This is a genomic window from Candidatus Chryseobacterium colombiense (assembly GCA_029203185.1).
In the GTDB taxonomy this organism is placed as follows: Bacteria; Bacteroidota; Bacteroidia; order Flavobacteriales; family Weeksellaceae; genus Chryseobacterium; species Chryseobacterium colombiense.
This window is the reverse complement of record CP119310.1, coordinates 2,723,435-2,744,157: the sequence shown is the minus strand read 5'-3', so window position 1 is coordinate 2,744,157 and position 20,723 is coordinate 2,723,435. Positions and strand designations below refer to the sequence as shown.

The window sequence follows — 20,723 nt, the reverse complement described above, 5'->3', positions numbered from 1 at the left end:
GATTTCTGTAATTTCTTAAAAATGTGTATTTTCGCAAACTGATAAAAAACTATAATATATAAAATGGCAATTTTAGGACAGATTAGGAGTAGACCTTGGCTTTTGATGGGAGTAATTGCATTGGCGCTTTTAGCGTTTTTGGTAAACCCGGACAGTATAGATAAGGTGTTTGGTAAAAACCCTGATGTTTTAGGAAAAGTAAATGGTGAAAAAATTACCCGTGAAGAGTTTAACGACCAGCTTTTTGTATTACAGCAGCAAGCAGAGCAGCAAGGTCAGCCGAAAAACGGTCTTGAAGAGCAGGCTTGGCAATTGTTGGTTCAGTCCAAACTGATTAAGCAGCAATTTGAAAAGTTAGGATTTGAGATGACAGAAGATTATTTCTGGAATCAGCTTCAGTATGATCAAATGTTTGCTCAAAACAAACAATTCTTTGATGAGAAAGGGAATTTTAAGACTCAGGAGCTTAAAAAACAGATAGAGGACATGAAAGGCATGAGTCCTGAAGGCTATAATCAATGGTTGAAGACAAGAAAATCAATTGAATATAGATTGATGGCGAGACAAGTGTTCGCTAACGTCTCTGCAGGAGTTACAACAGGTAAAAAAGAAGCTGAAGAATTAATGAGACAGAGAGATCAGCTTGCAGATATTGATTTTGTAAAGGTTGATTACGCTGCTTATCTTCAAAAGACTAAAATTAACGTAACGACTGAAGATCTAGCTAATTATATCAAACAGCACCCTGTGATGTTCAAAGCTGAACCTAGCAGAAATATAGGAGTGGTATTCTTCCCTTCACAGCCAAGTGCTGAGGATGATGCGGCAACTCAGAAAGAAATTACAAAATTATTTGCTGGAGGTACTGATGCAAGCGGAGGAACTGAAAACTTTCAGAACACAAAGAATGATTCTATGTTCGTAATGGCTAATTCTGATACTCAGTTTAATAATAAATATGTAAGCCCGAATCAGTTGCCTCCTGCTATTCAGGGACAGATTGCGACTGCGGCTGTTGGACAGACTTTTGGTCCTTACAAAGAACAGGGAGCTTATGTAGTATCTAAGCTTTTAGGTAAGAAGACTTCTGACTCTACATTGTCAAGACATATTCTTATTGCTTTCAAAGGAAGCCCTGCAGGTCAGGATGTGAAAAGATCTAAGGAAGAAGCTAAAAAATTGGCTGACTCTATCGGAGCAATTGTAAAAGCAAACCCTGCTAAATTTACAGAGTTCCTTAAATTATCGAATGACCCGAACTCAGCTGCGCAAGGGGGAAGCTTAGGTTGGACTACACCAGAAACACCTTTTGTTCCTGAATTTTTGACTTATTTGGCAAACAATCCTAAAGGAGCAACCGGAGTTGTTGAAACTCAGTTTGGTTACCATATCATCAATATTGAGGATAAAAAGACCGGAGCAATGGGGTATAAGGTTGCTAACTTGGTAAAAGCTATCAAACCATCTGATGCTACAGAAGCGGAGACAGATAAAAATGCAAGAAGATTTATTCAGCAGGTACAAGGTAAATCATTCAATGATTTTGTGAATATTGCTAAGAAAGGAAACTATAAATTCTCTAATCCTAAGCAAGCTAAAAGATTTGATGGTCAGATTCAGGGATTGGGTACTGAGAAAGATGGAGATATCTTAGCTTGGGCTTTTGATAAGAAAAGAGAAAAAGGAGATACTGAATTCTTTACAGTAGACGGAACAGGAGATAAAATTGTTGTTTACTTAAACGGAAAACAGGAAAAAGGAACTGCAGATCCTGAATCAGTAAGAGATCAGATAGAAGTGGTTGTTAAAAATAAACTGGCTGCAAAACAAATTGCTGAGAAAATCGGTAAAGCAGGTAATTTAGATCAGATTGCTAAACAATTCGGAACAACAAAACAATCTGCTCAGGTAAACCTTTTGAGCCCTTCAGTAGCAGGAGCTATGGAACCTAAAGTAGCAGGAGCTGCTTTTGGAGTTGCAAAAGGAAAAGTCTCTAATCCAATTGAAGGGGGGACTGGAGTATATGTTTTGGTTAAGAAGAATGAAACCGTAAACAAACAACCGGGAGATCTTAAGCAGTTTACAGAATCTGTAACTCAAAGAAATGCAGGAATGTTTGGTCAGGGTTGGATGAAGAGTTTACAAGACAATGCTGATATCGAAGATTACAGAATTGAAATCTGGAATAAAGTAGGAGCTCAGCAATAAGTAGCTTTTAAAATAAAATATAAAGACGGCAATTTTTGTCGTCTTTTTTTGTATTTAAAGCAGAACAATAAAAGAAAAGATTAATTTAAAATGTAGTATATTTGCTCATTAGAAAAAATTAGCAAGTGAAGTTCAGTAAAGAATTAAAAGCAGGTGTTATTGCGCTTTTAGCTATCGTAGGCTTTGTCGTATTATTTCAATTCATGAAGGGCAGAAGCCTTTTTACTACCGATAATATATTTTACGCAAAATATGATAATGTGGAAGGTTTAGCTCAATCTTCGCCTGTATCCATTAATGGTTTGAAAGTGGGACAGGTGGTGAAAATCATTCCCCAAACAACGAAAACGGGACAAATTAACTTTGTTGTTAAAATTACTGTCGATAATAATTTCGAATTTTCAAAAAACTCTACCCTTGAAATTTTTGAACCCGGCCTAATGTCCGGAAAAGAAATGCGAGTGAATCTGGTATATGGTGGAGTTACTGCTAAAGACGGAGACACATTGCAAGGTGCTTTCAAGTTGGGAATGATGGGAAGTCTTTCTTCTCAGGTGGGACCAGTAAAAGACCAGCTGCAGACCGTTTTGCATCGAGTTGATTCTTTAATGTCAAATGCCAATAAAATTGTTGACGACCAAAATAGAGCTGAAATCAAAGCTTTATTGTCGAATCTTAATAAAACGGTAGCTGCATTACAGACAACAGCAGGAAGTGTAAATAATCTGGTAGGACACAATGATCCTAAGCTTCAGAAAGTGTTAGATGACGCAAGTATTACAATGCAAAGCGGTAAAACGACTTTGGATAAATATGGAAACCTTGCAGAAAGTATTGATACTAAAAAACTGAACGCTACGATTGCAAATCTTGATGCTACAGTTGGACAACTGAACCAGGTAATTGGAGGAATAGATAAAGGACAGGGAAGTTTAGGTAAACTGATGAAAGACGAGCAGTTGTATAACAATCTGAATTCAGCTTCTACCAATCTGAATTCCCTGATTGAAGATATGAAAGCAAATCCGAAAAGATATATCAATTTCTCAGTTTTCGGGAAGAATAATAAAAACTAAAACGTAAGCCATGCAATATATCGATAATATTATTTTTCTGATTTTATTAGTTGCAGGTTTTGGGCTGTTTGCAAAAAGTCTGCAAAAGATATATAGAAACATCAGATTAGGAAAAGAGATCAACAGAAACGACAGGAAAGGAGAACGCTGGGAAACCATGGCTCGTGTGGCGATGGGGCAGAGTAAAATGGTAAAACGACCTGTTGCAGGTATTTTACACCTTTTTGTGTATGTGGGTTTTATTATTATTAATATTGAACTTGTTGAAATTATTGTTGACGGAATATTCGGAACACACCGATTTCTATCCTCTATATTTGGACATGGTTTTTATAATTTCTTCACCGCTACGTTAGAAGTTTTAGCACTTTTAGTGGTAATCGGAGTGGTTGTCTTTTTCATTCGTAGGAATTTTTACGGTGTGAAAAGATTGAACATGAAAGAGCTTTTTGGTTGGCCAAAACATGATGCCAACTGGATTTTGATTATTGAGTTTGCTCTAATGATGGCTTTCTTCAAAATGAATGCAGCGGATTGGGTTCTTCAGCAAAGAGGATTACTTCCTGAACATGGAAACTTTCCAATCAGTTCTACCGTTTTAGGACCTGTATTCAATAATTTTGGTGACGGCTTTTTATTCTTTACAGAAAAAGCAGCTTGGTGGTTTCACTTTGTCGGAATCTTATTCTTCATGAATTACCTTTATTATTCTAAGCATTTACATATTATTTTGGCTTTTCCAAGTACTTGGTATGCGAATTTGGAGAAAAAAGGAAAATTCAACAATCTGGAATCTGTTACCAAAGAAATTAAACTAATGATGGATCCCAATGCAGATCCATACGCAGCTCCGACTGAAGGAGAAGCAGAAGTTCCTTCAAAATTCGGAGCAGAAGATATCTTTGATTTAAATCAGGTTCAACTTTTAAATGCCTATTCTTGTACAGAATGTGGTCGTTGTACTTCCGTTTGTCCTGCTAATATTACAGGAAAAAAACTTTCTCCGAGATTGATTTTAATGAAAACTAGAGACCGTCTTGAAGAAGTCGGAAGAAATATTGATAAGAACGGAAGTTTTGTAGATGACGGGAAAAAATTGCTGAACGATTATATTACAAAAGAAGAACTTTGGGCGTGCACGACATGTAATGCATGTACTGAAGCTTGTCCGGTTTTATTGGACCCACTTTCCATTATTTTTGAGATGAGAAGATTTCTAGTGATGGAGCAGTCTGCAGCACCACAGGAGCTGAATCTGATGATGACTAATGTGGAAAACAATGCCGCTCCTTGGCAATACAATCAGGCAGATCGTCTGAACTGGGCAAATGATTAATTAATTGAACAATGTAAAAATGTAACGATGTGACATTCATTCGTAAACTGTTGCACTGTTATATTGATAAATTTGAAAACTATTATGGATTTCACTATAAAAACAATGGCTGAATACGCAATGGAAGGCAAATCTCCGGAAGTTCTTTTCTGGGTAGGTTGTGCCGGAAGTTTTGATGATAGAGCCAAAAAAATAACAAAAGCATTCTGTAAAATCCTTAATAAAATAGGAGTAGAGTTTGCTGTTTTAGGACAAGAGGAAAGCTGTACCGGTGATCCTGCAAAACGCGCCGGAAATGAGTTCGTTTTCCAGATGATGGCATTGACGAATATTGAGGTGCTAAACGCTTACGAGGTGAAAAAAATCGTAACGGCATGTCCACATTGTTTCAATACATTGAAAAATGAATATCCAAGTTTAGGAGGGAATTATGAAGTGGTACATCACACACAGTTCCTTAAAACCTTAATGGAAGAAGGTCGTTTGAAGATTGAAGGAGGAGCTTTCAAAGGAAAGAAGATCACTTTCCACGATCCTTGTTATTTAGGAAGGGCAAATAACGAATATGAAGCACCAAGAATGCTTTTGGAGAAATTGGATGCAGAGCTTGTTGAAATGAAGCGTTGCAAAACCAATGGTTTATGTTGTGGAGCTGGTGGAGCACAGATGTTTAAAGAACCTGAAAAAGGGAATAAAGACATCAATATCGAAAGAACGGAAGAAGCGTTGTCATTCGAACCTAAAGTAATTGCTACAGGTTGTCCGTTTTGCAATACGATGATGACAGATGGAGTAAAGCACTTTAATAAAAATGCTGAAGTTGCTGTAAAAGATATTGTAGAGCTCCTTGCTGAAGCAGAGGATCTTTAATTAATACCATTTAAGTGAAGTTTTTAGGAAAGAAAGATTGGGATTTTAAATGGAAAATTTCTTTCCTGATTACTTTAGTTCTTATTTCTCTTTTAAGTATTTGGAGCTATAAAACCAAGGTATATGATTGGGATATGCCTGGTTATTTGGGTTGTCTTTTTCTAAGAGAATACCCTGATTCCCTTGAAAAAGTACATCAAAATACTTACACTTCTATAAAAAAAGAAGCCACGTTTCTTCAGTATAAAGATATTTCAGGCCTTGTTGAACCCAATAAGGCTGTACAGTTCTTTAAAGAAGACGCTAAAGCCTTTGGAGAACAATTACCCTATTATCAGATAAAGATAGGCTATAACTTAGCCGTTTTATTTTTTTATAAGCTTGGATTTTCTCCCCCACATTCTGTTTTACTGATAAGTATTGTATCTTATTTTTTATCAGGATTGTTACTTTTTTTTCTGCTCAAAACATTTTTCCCTGAAAAAAATGTTGTAGTTACTTTGCTTACCATAGGGATATTAATGCTTCCTCCTTTGCGGGCTTTATCTAATACACCTGTTCCGGATATGTTTTCCCTTCTTTTTCTGCTCTTATTTATGATAGGCTTATTTAGAAAATGGAAAACCAGGCAAATGTTTTTTGTTGTTTTATGTCTTATCCTTATTCGTCCGGATTATATCGTTTTTGGACTTACTTATTTAGCCACCGTTTTTATTTTTATATATTTAACAGAAAACCAAAAAATAAGTTTTAATCTTGCTTTACAGGGTATTTTGTTTTCGGGATTATATGTATTTGTTATAAAATATTATAATTTTCCAGGATGGAAAGACGTGTTTTATGATACATTTATAGAGAGAAGACCTTTAATCTCAGCTCAACCAGCCAATTTTACATTCAGCTATTATATTCATTTTCTATTTTTTAAATTGATTAACTTTAAAAAAATCTCTTTAGCTGCTTTCCTTATTATAGGACTTATTTATTATATCTCAAAAGATCTTTGGATAAGACTGTTTTCAGTATTTATTTTTTCCAATATTTATCTAAAATTCATTTTTTTTCCGGCTTCGGCAGAAAGCCGATTTTTCATTGGATATGTTCTTATGCTTTTTTTAATGCTTTGCTATGCTTTAAGTAAAAAATACAATGGTTTTCAACTCAGGAAAATTACGTAATTTTACTCTTTAAATTATTGGAAATGAAAATTGAAGAATCTAATATTGTAGAAACCAGCGACTACAGAGTTATCATATATCCCGCATCAAGACCATTTACAACCAAAGAAGCTAAAACGATTACAGAAAAGCTATATGATTTTTTAGCAACTTGGGCAGCACATGGAAAACCGCTTTCTTCCTCTTTTAAAATTGAGAAAAACCAGTTTATCATCATTTGTGTAGATGAAGAAAAAGAAATGGCTTCCGGATGCAGTATAGATGCTTTAGGCAAGATTATGCGAGAAATTGATGAAGAATATCAATTAGGCCTTTTCGACAGAATGAAAGCAAGCTTTGTTGAAAATGGAGAAGTGAAAACGTTGAAACTGATGGATTTTAAATCAAAACTGAGAAACGGCGAAATCTCCCAAGATATTCAGGTGTTTGATTTTTCTAAAAATACCTATCTTGATTTTTTAAGCCACTTTTTATTGCCACTTGAAAAAAGCTGGGCTGCTTCAATAAAATAATTTTTTTTAATATTTGGATTTCCTCCGAGGTTTCTTTTGTTTGAAACTTCTGAGGAAATTTTCTTAGTAATATGCTCTCCGAATGCAAAAAATCCTTTTTTTAACGACTGCTCATCATTTTAACGATGACAGAATTTTTTTCCATCAGGCAAAAACGCTTGCTGAAGAAGGATTTGAAATTAAAATAAGCAGCCTTTCTTCAGATATGCAGGGAGTTGTTGACGGAGTTGAGATAGAATCATATTCTGTTTTGGAGAAATCAGTACAGGAAAAAATTGAGATTTTTAAAAAGATTTGTCATTCATTTAAGCCGGATTGTATTATCTGCTCAGAACCAATTGCCATATTCGCTGCAAGAAAATATGAGCAAGAGAGAAAAGTAAGTGTTATTTATGATATAACCGAATGGTATCCCGCCATGTCAATGTTGGAAGCCTATCCATATCCTGCAAAAATATTTCATGCTGTTAAGTTTTTCCTGGTTCAGTTATATGCTGGTTTTTTAAGCACTCATTTTATTTTTGGTGAAAAGACTAAGAAATTTCCTATGGCTTACTTTTTTCCATTTAAGAAAAACATGCAGCTTCCTTATTATCCGGATAAAAAGTATGTTGTATCGAATATAAAAAAACTTACGCCAAATCAAATAACACTTTGCTATACCGGAGCATTATCAGAAGACAAAGGAATTGGGAATTTTTTTAGATCTGTGGATATTTTAAGAAAAAAAGTACCGGAAACGATCATAAAACTACTCATTGTAGGAGCCGCAAGAAAAGAAAGTGATGAGAATTATTTTAAAAACTTGCTCGCCAAATACAATTTTGAACATATTGAGATCAGAAAACCGACCTCATTTGAGCATTTTACAGAAACCTTTGCCGCTGCAGACCTCTGTTTTGATCTTCGTGAACTCAACTTTGAAAACAATCACTCTTTACCGATAAAGTTGTTCTACTACATTGCAGCCGGAAAACCTGTTATATATTCAAATTTAAAGGGAATCCGTGAACATATGGATATTTCAGGATTCGGACAACTTGTGGATCCGCGAAATACAGAACTTATTTCTGATTTAATTGTAAATTACATCCGGAATCCGGAACATTATTATATTCATGCAATGAATGCCCGAAGAGCATTTGAAGAAAAATATAATTGGAAAGTGATTCGGAATTCTTTCATTGATTTTGTAAAAAGATCTATTAAATAACTGTCATGCAGCTCACTGTTGTCAAAACTTTTATTTCGCGCTTTCTCATTCTGATTCTCAGTTTCGGATTGGTGATCTTTTCTACCAATATGTGGGGAAGTGAAGGAAAAGGAACGATTTCTATAGTAATTGCCAATGCAGCGATTGTAAGTTTTTTCAGCAGTATTTTTGCAGGAAGCAGTACTTCTTATTTTGCTTCAAAATTTAAAACCGAGCAGATTTTAGTATATTCCTATATCTGGTCAGTGGGTATGGGAATTCTGATTCCTGTCATATTCAGTTTTGCAGATGTTGAGTCTAAATATTTGCTGTATTTAATCGGGATTTCAGTTTTTTCGGCGCTTTTATCTGTAAATGTTAATCTGTTTATTGGAAAACAGAATATTAGACTATTTAATGCCTATACTGTTCTACAGCAGCTTGTTCATATTCTTTTTATTGGGATTTTTATTTATATTCTAAACCTGAAAAATGTTTCTGCCTATTTTGGAGCGCAGATCTGCTGTCTTGCACTTTTATTTTTGACAAGTTTTTTCCAAGTGATCAGAAAATGTAAAATCTCAGAAATTTCCTTATCTAAAAAAGTATTCGCAAGCATGTTCGAATATGGTTGGAAAACCCAGCTTAGCGCTTTTATTCAGTTTTTGAATTACAGGCTTTCTTTTTACTTTCTTGAATATTTTGACGGAATTGCAAGCGTAGGTATTTTTTCAATAGGAATTACTTTTTCAGAAGCAATCTGGACGATTACAAGAAGTATTGCGGTGATTCTGTACTCGGAGGTGGTTAACAGCAAAAGCCGGGAAGAATCTATTCTTAAAACCAAATCTTCGCTGAAGCTTTCATTGATATTGATGCTGATCTTTTTATTAGGGATTATTATTATTCCCGGGTGGGTTTATGAAATGATTTTTGGAAAAGCTTTCAGAGGAACAAAAGAGATCATGCTCCTTTTATCTCCTGGAATTCTGGCTATTGCCGTAAGTGATATGATAGGATATTATTTTTCAGGAATAAAAGAACTGAAAATTCTGAATGTAAAATCAATTGTCGGTTTGGTGATTACTGTTGCTTTTTCTTTCTTTCTGATTCCCAAATATGGTATTTTAGGAGCTTGTATAGTGACCACTTTATCTTATTCTGTCTCTGCGTTGCTTCTGTTCTTGAAATTTTACCGTTCAACAGATTTCAACATTCGGGATTACCTTATTACCAAAGAAGATGTCCGTTTAGCCAAAGAAAGATTAATGAAAAAGTAAATCTGTTTTTACCTTTTAGAAAATCAGCTGTTTTGCTTATTTTTACCCAACAAAATCAGAAGTATGTGCGGAATTTGCGGTTATTATTCATTTCATAAAAATATTTCCTCTAAAAATATTACTGAGATGAATCAGTCGATCAGACATCGCGGTCCCGATGATGAAGGATTCTGGATTTCTGATGGTTCTGATGGCAGAAATTTCTCGGGAAATGATTCTACGGAAAAGATCAAAGAAGGATTTCCGATTTTGCAGGAAGAAAAATCAAAAATAGCTTTAGGTTTCAGGAGACTTTCTATTCTGGATCTTTCTGAAAAAGGGCATCAACCAATGCTTTCAGAGAATGAAAAAGTAGTCATTACCTTCAACGGAGAAATTTATAATTTCAAAAAACTAAGAACAGAGCTTAAATCTTTAGGGTATCATTTTCAAAGCCAATCTGATACGGAAGTTGTTCTCAAGTCTTATATAGAATGGGGAACTTCCATGTTTGTAAAGCTCGATGGAATGTTTGCCATCTGTATTGTGGATCTGGAGCAGCAAAAAATTATGCTGGGAAGAGATCGGGTAGGACTGAAGCCATTATTTTACTCTAAAAACAAAAACGGTTTGGTTTGGGCTTCAGAAATAAAAGCAATTTTGAAAAACGAGTTTATAAAGCCTGAAATCAATTGGAATGGTGTCTACGCCAACTTTCTTTTCCAGACAACGTTGGCTCCTGAAACCTGTTTCAAAGATATTTTTTCACTGAAACCTGGTTCTTTTATAAGTATTGATCTTAAGGATCAGGAAATTATTAAAGAAAAATTCTGGGAATTATCCTTAGAATTAGTTCCTACGATTTCAGAACAGGAAGCTGTAGAAAAAATAGATTTTTTGCTTGCTGAAAGTATTTCCGAGCAACTCAATGCTGATGTTCCGGTTGCAAGTATGATGAGTGGAGGAATTGATTCTACTTTAATTACTTCCAAATCAAAACCTTTTAAAAAAGATATTAATGCTTTTACCATTTCTTATAAATTTTCGGAAGAAGAAGTAAAAAATGCTTCTTTGGTTGCGAATTCTCTTAAAATTCCACATCATATAAAAAATGTAAGTGTTGAAGAAGTTTTAGCAGAGTTGAAGGAAAATATTCAGCATTTTGAAGAACCTTACAGCAGTTTAGAGGTGTTAACAAATGCAGCTGAATATGCTAAAAAATTAGGGTTTAAGGTTGTTTTAAGTGGCAATGGAGCCGATGAGCTTTTCGCAGGGTATTCTCATTCATTGAAGCTGAATAAATGGCTTTTTCTAAGGAATTTCAATTTTGTAAGGAATTTTATTATTACTCAGGATCAGTTTTCAAAAAAACTTAAAAATTATTTTTCCCAAGATACGATGTTTGATTTTTTCAGACAAAGTCAGGTAGGAATGAAACCTTCCGAAGCAAAATCGGTGTTTAATTCTGCTGTTTTTAAAAATATTAATTCTAATCTTAATCAATATTATTTAAAAGAAACCAAAGATTATACGGGATATTTTGAATATGACATGAAGTATTCGCTTTCCTCACATCATGTTTTCAGAGATGATTTAAGTGCCATGAAATACGGAGTAGAGTTTCGTTATCCCTATCTCAGTAATGAACTTATTGATTTTGTGTCTTCTCTTCCTGAAAATCTGAGGTATAATGGAATTCAGAATAAACCATTATTGCGGAAAGTTGCAAAAAAGTATCTTCCTGAAGAGATCTTAAATATGCCTAAAAGAGGTTTTTCATTTCCTTTACATGATTTTATCAAAAATGAAAGCAGGGTAAGAGATTTTATTATTGAAAATTTAGAAAGTCTTAAAAAAAGAAACTTTTTCAATGCTGATGTTATTGATGAATGGTGGAAAAATCAGAATGATATTTATGATTGTGTAAAAATCTGGCAGCTCGTTACATTTGAACTGTGGTACCAGAAATATTTTGATAATCTGTAAGGAGACTAAAAATTAATATTTTACCTTTGTAGTATGAAGAAATCTTTTTGGGGGATACTAATTACTTTACTAACACTTCTAAGCTGTAGAAGTGATGATGAATCTTTACAGAATATTGATCAGATTTTTGATCTGTATATAAAAGATTCTTCAGGTAAAGACTTATTAAATCCTACAAAAGTAGGTTCTTATACAGGAGTTTCATGGAATGATGAACTGGCAGCTACTGATATTGCCAATGTAAGTTTCAATCGTAAAATGCTTGCCGATTCTACGTATTATGCAGAATATACAGCAGGTGCAAAGAGACAGCTTTATGATGACAGTGATCCTGACAATAAAATTTACCGTTCGGAAATTCAGATTTCTCTGATCAAAAAAATATCGGATACGCAAAATGCACCTGTAGATATTGACACACTGGAAATTTACTACAGAATGAATCCTTCCGTTTTTGAGGTTTCAAAAGTTTATTACAATAAAGTTTTGAAATTCTCGAAAACCCCAAATCAACCGAATGTGGTTACAATCATAAAATAATCTTAAATTTGCACGAACAGTTCAAAGTTCGGGGTTCAAAGTTTTAAGTAACTCAACCTTAAACCTAAAACTTTTAAACATTAAACTTTTATGTTACAAGTCAATTTTTTGCGCGACAATAAAGAACGCGTTTTAGAAGGTCTTAAGAAAAGACAATTCAAGAATCTTGAGTTGGTAGACGAGGCTATTGCTACTGACGAAGAAAGAAAAAAAATTCAGTTTGAACTAGATTCCCAGCTTTCCGAAATCAACAAAATCTCCAAAGAAATCGGAATGTTGATGAAAGAAGGGAAAAAAGAAGAAGCTGAATCCGCAAAATCTAAAACAGCACAATATAAAGAGTCGACGTCGGAATTGAAATCTCAATTGGATGTAAAAGAAAAAGCTTTACTGGATATTTTATACCAGATTCCTAATATCCCGAATGAATTGGTGAAAAGTGGTGCTTCTGCGGAGGATAATGAAATTATTTATCAGTCTCATGATGTGGAAGGATTGGGAGAAGGAGCAATTCCTCACTGGGAACTGGCTAAAAAATATAACCTTATCGATTTTGAATTAGGGGTAAAAATTGCCGGAGCAGGTTTTCCTGTGTATTTAGGAAAAGGAGCGAGATTACAGAGAGCCTTGGTTCAATATTTTTTAGATAAGAATATTGAAAAAGGATATATGGAAGTAAATCCTCCTCACGTTGTGAATGAAGCTTCAGGATACGGAACAGGACAGTTGCCGGATAAGGAAGGTCAGATGTATCACGTTGGAGCGGATGATTTATATTTGATTCCTACGGCGGAAGTTCCTGTAACGAATTTATACCGTGATGTTTTATTGGAGGAAAAAGATCTTCCGATCAAAAATACGGCATTCTCTCAGTGTTACAGAAGAGAAGCAGGAAGCTACGGAGCTCATGTAAGAGGGTTAAACCGTCTTCATCAGTTTGAAAAGGTGGAAATCGTAAGAATTGAAAAACCGGAGAATTCTTATGCTGTTCTGGAAGAAATGGTGGAACATATCAAAGAGATTTTAACAGATCTTGAACTTCCTTACAGAGTATTGAGACTTTGTGGTGGAGATACTGGTTTTGCTTCTGCAATGACATATGATTTTGAAGTATGGAGTGCTGCTCAGGAAATGTGGCTGGAAGTAAGCTCTGTTTCCAATTTTGAAACTTTCCAAGCAAATAGATTGAAATGCCGTTATAAAGCGGATGGTAAATCTCAGTTGGTACATACATTAAATGGTTCTGCAATGGCTTTACCAAGAATAATGGCTGCTTTGCTTGAGAATAACCAAACTGCAGAAGGAATTAAACTTCCTAAGAAAATTGCTGAATATGCAAGATTCGATTTGATTAACTAATCAGACTATATTTTATATAAAAACCCACCGGATTTTTCTGGTGGGTTTTGTTTTTTCTATTCTGTAACGACAACGATTTTCTGATCTGAGTTTTTAAGCTGTTTTTTGGAATCTCCAAACATTTCGTCCAGGTTGTAATCCACTCTTATGGTATGATCATCTACTTTGGAGATCCAGTCGTGCTTTCCTGAGATAGACTTTATTTTATTTTCAAATTTTATAGTGGTGCTCATTTTTTTAAGCATCATTTTCATCATAGAAGAGGTTGATTCAGCTGTAGTATCATCTTCTCCGGGAAGTCCTTTTCCTGAAAGAATATCTTTAAAGCCGTTGATATTTAAATTTTCAGTATCTATGGTAAGTGTTTTCCCATCCCACATATTTAAGGTCATCTGATCAATAGGAAGTTTGTCCTTTTTAGACATATCGCCTATCGTATTGTAATCTGCTTTTGTAAAGTGATCCATTTTCATGGAGAAACCGGCAAGCTCATCTTTATCAAAATTAGACTTCATGAATACCTTTTTCATGATTCTGATGGAATCCGGATTCGTTGTTTTTAATTTCCCTTCTTTTTTTTCCATTTCATAAAGACTTGTCCATGTTCTTGGAAGTTTTTCCAGTTCCGCAAGTTCTTTTTTATCATTTTTTACAGAATCCGGCATCATAGATTTCAACATAGCCATTGCATCTTTCATATCAATATCCATCAATGTAGTAGATGCTGCATCTTTATGATATACAATTTCCGAGTTTATGGTACACGATTGTAAGGCAAAAAGGCTGATTACAAGTAAAAATAAAATTTTTTTCATAGGTGTTGATTTATAAATTAATGACAATTGGTGTTGTTATGATGATGTGTACTGTGATCGCCGGGTAAATGACAGTCTCCCTGATTATCCTTGGAAACGGTCATAGCTGCCGCTGGTGGTGAGATATAGGGTATTCCGAGTTCTAACCCACGAAGAATAAATAATCCTCCTAAAACAATCATTACTACAGGAATCACTTTTAAAACTTTTATTCTCAATGCCTGATTCATGAGATTTCCTACCAAAACAACTGCAAACATAAAGGGAAGTGTTCCCAATCCAAATAGAGACATATATAAGGCACCCTGCCATATTCCTCCGCTTGCCAGACTTGCTGTTAATGCCATGTAAACCATTCCGCAAGGTAAAAAACCATTCAGAATACCTGTAGTAAATCTGGAACGGTAATCTGCCTTCTGAAGAAGCTTTCCTAAATTGGATTTTACAGAAAACAAAAATTTAGAAAAAAAAGGAATCTTTGAAGCAAAATCTTTTCCTCCAAATGAAAATAAAGCCATGATAATCAACAGAACTCCCACTAAAATGGTCAAGTATTTTTGGAAACCGGCCATTTCAAATCCTTCACCGATAATTCCTAAGATGGCACCCAAAAGAGAGTAAGTACATATTCTGCCGAATTGGTACGTCAGATTTTGAAGGTAATAATTGGTGGCCTGTTTTTTAGTTAATCCCATCGACAAAGCAATAGGGCCGCACATTCCGATACAGTGAAAGCCGGATGCGAAGCCTAAGCCGATTGCCGATACAATAAGTGCTATTTCCATATAACATCATAATCCATTCTGTAGTCTGTCTTGTCTTTGGTCCAGGTCAATCTCAACGTATAATTCCCTACTTTTAAAACCTGATTAGGAATTGTAAAAGATTTATTGGCATCAAGTTGTACAGCTCTGTGTATATCTAAATTCTGATCGTCGGTTCTGTTTAAAACAAATTTTACCGTAGTATTGGAATTGTCGTAATCTTTAGGAAAAGAAATTGTAATTCCAGATTTATCTTGTTTGTATACAGGTTTTTCCTGTAAATCATCGGCTCTTTTTTTAGCATCAATTACATCTTGGTATTTTAGCTCTTCTTCATAATAATTATCGGTTACCATTTCAGAATTCTTCTGCCCGTTTGTAAAAAGAAACATCATCGATAAAATAAAAATGATGAATGCAGCTAATGCAATTACAATACCGTGTCCCCAACTAAAGTTTTTCATACTAATAATTAAAATTGTAATTTAAAAGGTCCTTCAAAATATGTTTGGTAAGAATCAACAAGTTTACCTTTCATATCATAAACGCCTATTGTAATATTTTGTTTAGATAATTTCATTTCATTTTCCGGGAAGCTGATATTGATGGTCCCTTTTGTGATCTTATCTCTTTCCACTATAATCTTGCTGGAAGCGCTGTAAATAATTTCTCCGTGTTGTGGCTCAATTACTTTTATCGTTACCACCTTTTTATCATTTGTTTTGTTTAAGAAGGTATAATTATAAGTGTTGGTAATTTTTCCATCTGTTACAAAGAATGTACTTCCTGCCGGTTTAATGAATTTAGCTTCCATTTCTCCACGGCTTGATAACAGGTATCCTAAGAAACCGACAAGTACTAAAAGTAAAATGGCAAAACCTTTCATTCTTCCGGTAAACTTGAATGGAGTTTGATTTTCGATTTCGTTTTCGGAAGCGTATCTGATCAGTCCTTTTGGCAAGCCTACTTTTTCCATCACTTCATCACAGGCATCAATACAAGCAGTACAATTTACACACTCCAGCTGTTGTCCGTCTCTGATGTCAATTCCTGTAGGACAAACTACAACACATTGATGACAGTCTATACAATCTCCTTTTCCTGTTGCTTTTCTGTCTTCACCTTTTCTCCATTTAGACCTGTTTTCTCCACGCTTGAAATCGTAAAATACATTAATGGTATCTTTATCAATCAGTACTCCCTGAAGTCTTCCGTATGGACAAACCAACGTACAAACCTGTTCTCTGAACCATGCAAAAACAAAGTAAAATGCAGCCGTAAACAGAATCATTACCATAAAGTTGGTAGGATTGGCAAACGGACCCTGTGATACAATATTAAATACTTGTTTGTACCCTACAATGTACATGAACATAAAGTGGGTAATAATTAAAGAGATAATAATAAATACCGTCCACTTTAAACTTCTTTTCCAGATTTTTTCTGCATTCCACTCCTGTCGGTCCAGCTTCATCTGCTTATTTCGGTCACCTTCAATCAGATAATCTATTTTACGAAATATAGATTCCATAAAAATTGTCTGAGGGCATATCCACCCGCAGAAAATTCTTCCGAATGCAATCGTAAATACAATAATGAAAATAAGGGAAGCAATAGCTCCTAAAGTAAGAATAAAGAAGTCCTGAGGATAGAAAGGCTGTCCAAAAATGAAAAACTCTCTGTCAATGACATTAAATAAGATTAAAGGGTTTCCGTTAATCTTGATAAATGGGACCGTAAAATAGATAATAAGCAAAATATAGCTTACGATATTTCTATAGTTGGTATATTTTCCTTTAGGCTTTCTCGGGAATACCCATTTTCTTTTTCCCGATTGTTCCATAGTGCCAATAGAGTCTCTATAAGTTTCGGGATCGAGCACCTGTCCTTGTCCTCCTCTTGCTTCTATTTCTTCTATTTCTGACATTTTGTAATATGTTTAAAAAAAGAAAAAACATAATTTGTTACTATTTTATTCTAATAACCAATTATGTTTTTTTCATATAATTTAATTTTTTTAAAATTATTCTTTTTCCCAGTGTGCTTCTGTTCCTTGAGGAGCAGCTCCGCCCTGAGCAGGAGTCACTGGAGGCATTTCCTGATTAATGTGATATACATACGCTGCAATTTTCTCAATCTCAGCACCAGAAACTTCTCCGTTTTTCCCGAAAGCTCTCATCGTTGGGTTATTAGGAGAACCGTTCCAGTCCATATGGAAAACGTTTTTGAATAATGTTTTCTCTGGCTGGTTGATCCAGAATTTATCTGTAAGGTTCGGACCGATACCACCGCTACCGTCTTCTTTGTGACAAGATGCACAGTTGGTTTTGAATAATTCTTTACCTTCTGCAATATTATCCGCTGAATATTTAGCTGTTTCAATTGTTACAGGAGGCTGGCTTGCATTATAAATTTCAATAGCTGCCATTTGCTCTTTATATTCTTTTTCATATTCGCTTAACGGGTGAGCGAAATCTGTGAAAGAGAATGCTGCAACATATACAATACAAAAAGCGGTCCCAAAATAGAATAAACCTACCCACCATTTTGGTAATTGGTTATCCAACTCCATAATTCCATCGAAACCGTGGTCGATAAGGATATCTTTTTCTTCTGTATCAGATTGCTTTTTGAAAGCTGCATCATACATTCTTCTCAAGAAAGGAATTTTCTTTTCTGCTAAGTATGCTGCTTTTTCTTCTGCAGATAGTTTTTTGAATTTATTATTTTCAATTAAATCTCCAATTGCACTGTGAATGTAAGCCAAGATTGCACTTATGACTACAGTTCCCCAGAAATAAGGAGAAGTTAAAAACGAGTAGCTCTGTACAAACAAATAATAAAAAACTATTAGAAGTCCAATTATTATTAAAATGTTTACAACAACCGGTGTTCTTTGTTTCATAATAAATAGTTTAATTTTTTAAATTAAAATCATCTTCATCATCCTGCAGGGGAGCTTCTTCTTCTTCTTTGTAATATTTTTTAGGTCTGCTAAAAACATATATTATCAAAGCTACGAAGAACAGTATAAAGAAAATCAGAGCCAGTGTCTGGTATAAGCCAGCATTTTCTGTATTGGATAATATATCTTTAAAGTTCTGAGGAATCATAGACTTTTTAACGTTTTAGTTATTACTTGCTGTTTTAATTTCAGTTGTCTTAATATCTGTACCTAATCTTTGCAGATAAGAAATAAGAGCTACAACCTCTTTTTTCTCCAGTTTTACATCAGGTCTCTTCGCATATTCCTGTTTCAGGTCATTCGCTTCAGAGAAGATATCTTTTACAATTTTCTTAGCTTGGTTATCTGCCCATGAATTAGCAGAATCAATTTGCGCTTTAGTATATGGTACATCAAATGTTCCTTTCATAAGCTGCATTTTAGCTACCATTTTAGATCTGTCCAAATCTGTAGCAATTAACCAAGGGTAACGAGGCATGATAGAACCTGCAGAGGTAGATCTTGGGTTGTACATGTGCTTGTAGTGCCAAGAACTTGGGTTTTTACCTCCTTCTCTATGTAAATCCGGTCCTGTTCTTTTTGATCCCCAAAGGAAAGGTCTGTCATATACAAACTCTCCGGCTTTTGAGTACTGTCCGTTTTTACCGTTAAATCTTACGATCTCATCTCTGAATGGTCTTACCATCTGAGAGTGACAAGCATTACAACCTTCTCTGATATATATATCTCTACCTTCCAATTCTAGCGGAGAATACGGTTTCACTGCTGAAATTGTAGGTACACTTTTCTTAAGAGACAGCGTAGGAATAATTTCTACCGAACTACCGATTGAAATAGTGATGAAAGATAAAATACCTAATAATACCGGTGTTCTTTCTAACCAAAGGTGAGTTCCTTCCCCTTCTTTTCTGTTTTTGCTGATGTTTGCTAAAGCTGGTGCTTCTGCAGGAACTTCTTTCTGGAATGATCCTTTTCTAACGGTAGCAATAACGTTTACAATCATTAGGATAGCTCCTGAAATATAGAATGCTCCTCCTATGAATCTCATTTTAAAATAAGGAATAATTGCAGTTACGGTATCCAACCAGTTTTTCCACAATAAAGTTCCGTCCGGGTTGAATTGTTTCCACATTAACCCTTGTGTAAATCCTGAAATATACATTGGTACTGCATAGAAAATAATTCCTAAAGTCCCTAACCAGAAATGCCAGTTAGCTAATTTTACAGACCAAATTTTTGTTCTCCACATGATTGGTACCAAGTAGTAGATAACCCCGAATGCCATGAAACCATTCCATCCAAGAGCTCCCAAATGTACGTGACCAATTACCCAGTCTGTGAAGTGACCAATTTTATTAATATTTTTAGTTGCCAAAAGCGGACCTTCGAATGTTGCCATACCATAACAAGTAACAGCTACAACAAAGAACTTAAGGATAGGATTTTCTCTTACTTTATCCCAAGCTCCTCTTAAGGTAAGAAGACCATTCAGCATTCCTCCCCAAGATGGGGCAATTAGCATAATTGAGAAACCTGTTCCCACTGCCTGAGCCCAAGCAGGAAGTGCAGTATACTGAAGGTGGTGAGGACCAGCCCAGATATATACGAAAATTAATGACCAGAAGTGAATAATAGACAATTTATAAGAGAAAACAGGTCTATCTGCAGCTTTTGGTAAGAAATAATACATCAAACCTAAAACCGGAGTTGTTAATACGAATGCTACTGCATTGTGACCATACCACCATTGTACGATAGCATCTTTTACCCCTGCATATGCTGAATATGATTTCCATCCTGCGAAAGATAAAGGAACTTCTAGGTTATTGAAGATGTGAAGCATCGCTACTGCAATCCAAGTTCCGATGTAGAACCAAATCGCTACATACAAGTGTCTTACTCTTCTTTTTGCAATAGTTAAGAACATGTTTGCTCCGAAAATAATCCAAGAGAACGCAATTAATATATCGATTGGCCATTCGTGTTCCGCATACTCTTTAGAGGTATTGATCCCCATAAAGAAAGTAATGAACGTAGCAACAATCATCAACTGCCAAGTCCAGAAATGTAACCAAGATAATGTATCGCTGTACATTCTTGTTTTTAATAATCTTTGTAACGAGTAATAAATACCTGTATAAACGATATTACATACGAATGCCCAGATTACTGTATTGGTGTGCAACATTCTGATTCTACCAAATCCGAACGCACCATGAGTGTTTATTAACCCTTGAATATTTCCTGATGCCAAACTTTTAATCGTTGTATCATCAGTTCCGAATAAAAATTCGGGAAGTTCAGGGTAGAAAAGCATTAATGCTGCCGTAAGCCCGAACGTGAATCCAATAAGCCCAAAAACTAGGGTAGCGTAGAGGAATGCACGGACAATGCTATTGTCATAACTAAACTTTTGTGTCTCCATATCAACTATTCACTTTTTTCTTCAATTTTATTATTTTCCTATTTCTTTTTTGTCTGTTTCTTCGTTGCCAATTTCCTCCTCTTTGACTTCATCATCAAAAAGAATTCTGACAGCAGGAGATTCGTCATCTTCAAACTGTCCTTTTTTGGCATACACTATAAATACGACCAAGAAAATCGCAGCTAAAGAAACACTGCATAGGATCATTAAATATAGAATATCCATTTGACAACAAAAT

General features: G+C 34.9%; 19 protein-coding genes. 11 read left to right on the top strand and 8 right to left on the bottom strand.

Translation table 11 applies throughout. The features are described 5' to 3' along the window. Positions 1-63 precede the first annotated feature (63 nt). The 11 genes from P0Y62_12235 (at position 64) to serS (ending at position 13,516) form a co-directional block, all read left to right on the top strand. Positions 64-2,208: a SurA N-terminal domain-containing protein gene (locus P0Y62_12235; protein ID WEK68618.1), complete on the top strand. Its 2,145-nt coding sequence runs from the start codon at positions 64-66 to the stop codon at positions 2,206-2,208. Positions 2,209-2,333: 125 nt separating this feature from the next. Beyond that, complete coding sequence (locus P0Y62_12230; GenBank protein WEK68617.1) at positions 2,334-3,284, top strand: MlaD family protein; 951 nt, start codon at positions 2,334-2,336, stop codon at positions 3,282-3,284. Positions 3,285-3,294: 10 nt separating this feature from the next. Further along, positions 3,295-4,620 (top strand): 4Fe-4S dicluster domain-containing protein, encoded by a 1,326-nt coding sequence (locus tag P0Y62_12225; protein ID WEK68616.1) that lies wholly within the window; start codon positions 3,295-3,297, stop codon positions 4,618-4,620. Between the two features lie 84 nt (positions 4,621-4,704). Further along, positions 4,705-5,490, top strand: a complete 786-nt coding sequence (locus P0Y62_12220; protein WEK68615.1) for a (Fe-S)-binding protein — start codon at positions 4,705-4,707, stop codon at positions 5,488-5,490. Positions 5,491-5,504: 14 nt separating this feature from the next. Next, complete coding sequence (locus tag P0Y62_12215) at positions 5,505-6,668, top strand: hypothetical protein (protein ID WEK68614.1); 1,164 nt, start codon at positions 5,505-5,507, stop codon at positions 6,666-6,668. Between the two features lie 23 nt (positions 6,669-6,691). Then, a complete protein-coding gene (locus P0Y62_12210; protein WEK68613.1) occupies positions 6,692-7,180 on the top strand; it encodes a hypothetical protein in 489 nt (162 codons plus the stop codon). Positions 7,181-7,262: 82 nt separating this feature from the next. Further along, positions 7,263-8,393 (top strand): glycosyltransferase, encoded by a 1,131-nt coding sequence (locus P0Y62_12205; GenBank protein WEK68612.1) that lies wholly within the window; start codon positions 7,263-7,265, stop codon positions 8,391-8,393. 5 nt (positions 8,394-8,398) lie between these two features. Then, positions 8,399-9,652, top strand: coding sequence for a polysaccharide biosynthesis C-terminal domain-containing protein (locus P0Y62_12200; protein WEK68611.1), 1,254 nt, complete (start codon positions 8,399-8,401; stop codon positions 9,650-9,652). A gap of 63 nt (positions 9,653-9,715) precedes the next feature. Beyond that, positions 9,716-11,617: an asparagine synthase (glutamine-hydrolyzing) gene (asnB, locus tag P0Y62_12195; GenBank protein ID WEK68610.1), complete on the top strand. Its 1,902-nt coding sequence runs from the start codon at positions 9,716-9,718 to the stop codon at positions 11,615-11,617. A 33-nt stretch (positions 11,618-11,650) separates the two neighbouring features. Beyond that, positions 11,651-12,157 carry a hypothetical protein gene (locus P0Y62_12190; protein WEK68609.1) on the top strand — a complete coding sequence of 169 codons (507 nt, stop codon included), beginning with the start codon at positions 11,651-11,653 and terminating at the stop codon, positions 12,155-12,157. Positions 12,158-12,247: 90 nt separating this feature from the next. Further along, complete coding sequence (gene serS, locus P0Y62_12185) at positions 12,248-13,516, top strand: serine--tRNA ligase (GenBank protein WEK68608.1); 1,269 nt, start codon at positions 12,248-12,250, stop codon at positions 13,514-13,516. Between the two features lie 56 nt (positions 13,517-13,572). On the opposite strand, the gene P0Y62_12180 is transcribed toward serS, so the two are convergent. The 8 genes from P0Y62_12180 to ccoS all read right to left on the bottom strand — a co-directional run bounded on the left by P0Y62_12180 (position 13,573) and on the right by ccoS (position 20,710). Further along, positions 13,573-14,331, bottom strand: a complete 759-nt coding sequence (locus P0Y62_12180; GenBank protein ID WEK68607.1) for a hypothetical protein — start codon at positions 14,329-14,331, stop codon at positions 13,573-13,575. 17 nt (positions 14,332-14,348) lie between these two features. Next, positions 14,349-15,116, bottom strand: a complete 768-nt coding sequence (locus P0Y62_12175) for a sulfite exporter TauE/SafE family protein (GenBank protein WEK68606.1) — start codon at positions 15,114-15,116, stop codon at positions 14,349-14,351. Beyond that, positions 15,107-15,559, bottom strand: coding sequence for a FixH family protein (locus tag P0Y62_12170; GenBank protein WEK68605.1), 453 nt, complete (start codon positions 15,557-15,559; stop codon positions 15,107-15,109). Before P0Y62_12170 ends, P0Y62_12175 begins: the two co-directional genes overlap by 10 nt. An 8-nt stretch (positions 15,560-15,567) precedes the next feature. Beyond that, the gene (gene ccoG, locus P0Y62_12165; protein ID WEK68604.1) at positions 15,568-17,022 is read right to left on the bottom strand and encodes a cytochrome c oxidase accessory protein CcoG; all 1,455 of its coding nucleotides are present in this window, start codon (positions 17,020-17,022) and stop codon (positions 15,568-15,570) included. Between the two features lie 96 nt (positions 17,023-17,118). Continuing rightward, a complete protein-coding gene (locus tag P0Y62_12160) occupies positions 17,119-18,000 on the bottom strand; it encodes a cbb3-type cytochrome c oxidase N-terminal domain-containing protein (protein WEK68603.1) in 882 nt (293 codons plus the stop codon). Between the two features lie 10 nt (positions 18,001-18,010). After that, entirely contained in the window at positions 18,011-18,208 is a 198-nt protein-coding gene (locus P0Y62_12155) for a cbb3-type cytochrome c oxidase subunit 3 (protein WEK68602.1), read from the bottom strand. Positions 18,209-18,223: 15 nt separating this feature from the next. Continuing rightward, positions 18,224-20,485, bottom strand: a complete 2,262-nt coding sequence (gene ccoN / locus P0Y62_12150) for a cytochrome-c oxidase, cbb3-type subunit I (protein ID WEK68601.1) — start codon at positions 20,483-20,485, stop codon at positions 18,224-18,226. 30 nt (positions 20,486-20,515) lie between these two features. Next, positions 20,516-20,710 (bottom strand): cbb3-type cytochrome oxidase assembly protein CcoS, encoded by a 195-nt coding sequence (ccoS, locus tag P0Y62_12145; protein ID WEK68600.1) that lies wholly within the window; start codon positions 20,708-20,710, stop codon positions 20,516-20,518. Positions 20,711-20,723 lie beyond the last annotated feature (13 nt).

What these genes read in the sequence shown, in the direction of transcription:
- P0Y62_12235 (WEK68618.1), top strand. Translation starts at nt 64, where the DNA reads ATGGCAATTTTAGGACAGATTAGGAGTAGACCTTGGCTTTTGATGGGA.
- P0Y62_12225 (WEK68616.1), top strand. Translation starts at nt 3,295, where the DNA reads ATGCAATATATCGATAATATTATTTTTCTGATTTTATTAGTTGCAGGT.
- P0Y62_12220 (WEK68615.1), top strand. Translation starts at nt 4,705, where the DNA reads ATGGATTTCACTATAAAAACAATGGCTGAATACGCAATGGAAGGCAAA.
- P0Y62_12210 (WEK68613.1), top strand. Translation starts at nt 6,692, where the DNA reads ATGAAAATTGAAGAATCTAATATTGTAGAAACCAGCGACTACAGAGTT.
- P0Y62_12205 (WEK68612.1), top strand. Translation starts at nt 7,263, where the DNA reads ATGCAAAAAATCCTTTTTTTAACGACTGCTCATCATTTTAACGATGAC.
- P0Y62_12200 (WEK68611.1), top strand. Translation starts at nt 8,399, where the DNA reads ATGCAGCTCACTGTTGTCAAAACTTTTATTTCGCGCTTTCTCATTCTG.
- asnB (WEK68610.1), top strand. Translation starts at nt 9,716, where the DNA reads ATGTGCGGAATTTGCGGTTATTATTCATTTCATAAAAATATTTCCTCT.
- P0Y62_12190 (WEK68609.1), top strand. Translation starts at nt 11,651, where the DNA reads ATGAAGAAATCTTTTTGGGGGATACTAATTACTTTACTAACACTTCTA.
- serS (WEK68608.1), top strand. Translation starts at nt 12,248, where the DNA reads ATGTTACAAGTCAATTTTTTGCGCGACAATAAAGAACGCGTTTTAGAA.
- P0Y62_12180 (WEK68607.1), bottom strand. Translation starts at nt 14,331, where the DNA reads ATGAAAAAAATTTTATTTTTACTTGTAATCAGCCTTTTTGCCTTACAA.
- P0Y62_12175 (WEK68606.1), bottom strand. Translation starts at nt 15,116, where the DNA reads ATGGAAATAGCACTTATTGTATCGGCAATCGGCTTAGGCTTCGCATCC.
- P0Y62_12170 (WEK68605.1), bottom strand. Translation starts at nt 15,559, where the DNA reads ATGAAAAACTTTAGTTGGGGACACGGTATTGTAATTGCATTAGCTGCA.
- ccoG (WEK68604.1), bottom strand. Translation starts at nt 17,022, where the DNA reads ATGTCAGAAATAGAAGAAATAGAAGCAAGAGGAGGACAAGGACAGGTG.
- P0Y62_12160 (WEK68603.1), bottom strand. Translation starts at nt 18,000, where the DNA reads ATGAAACAAAGAACACCGGTTGTTGTAAACATTTTAATAATAATTGGA.
- P0Y62_12155 (WEK68602.1), bottom strand. Translation starts at nt 18,208, where the DNA reads ATGATTCCTCAGAACTTTAAAGATATATTATCCAATACAGAAAATGCT.
- ccoN (WEK68601.1), bottom strand. Translation starts at nt 20,485, where the DNA reads ATGGAGACACAAAAGTTTAGTTATGACAATAGCATTGTCCGTGCATTC.
- ccoS (WEK68600.1), bottom strand. Translation starts at nt 20,710, where the DNA reads ATGGATATTCTATATTTAATGATCCTATGCAGTGTTTCTTTAGCTGCG.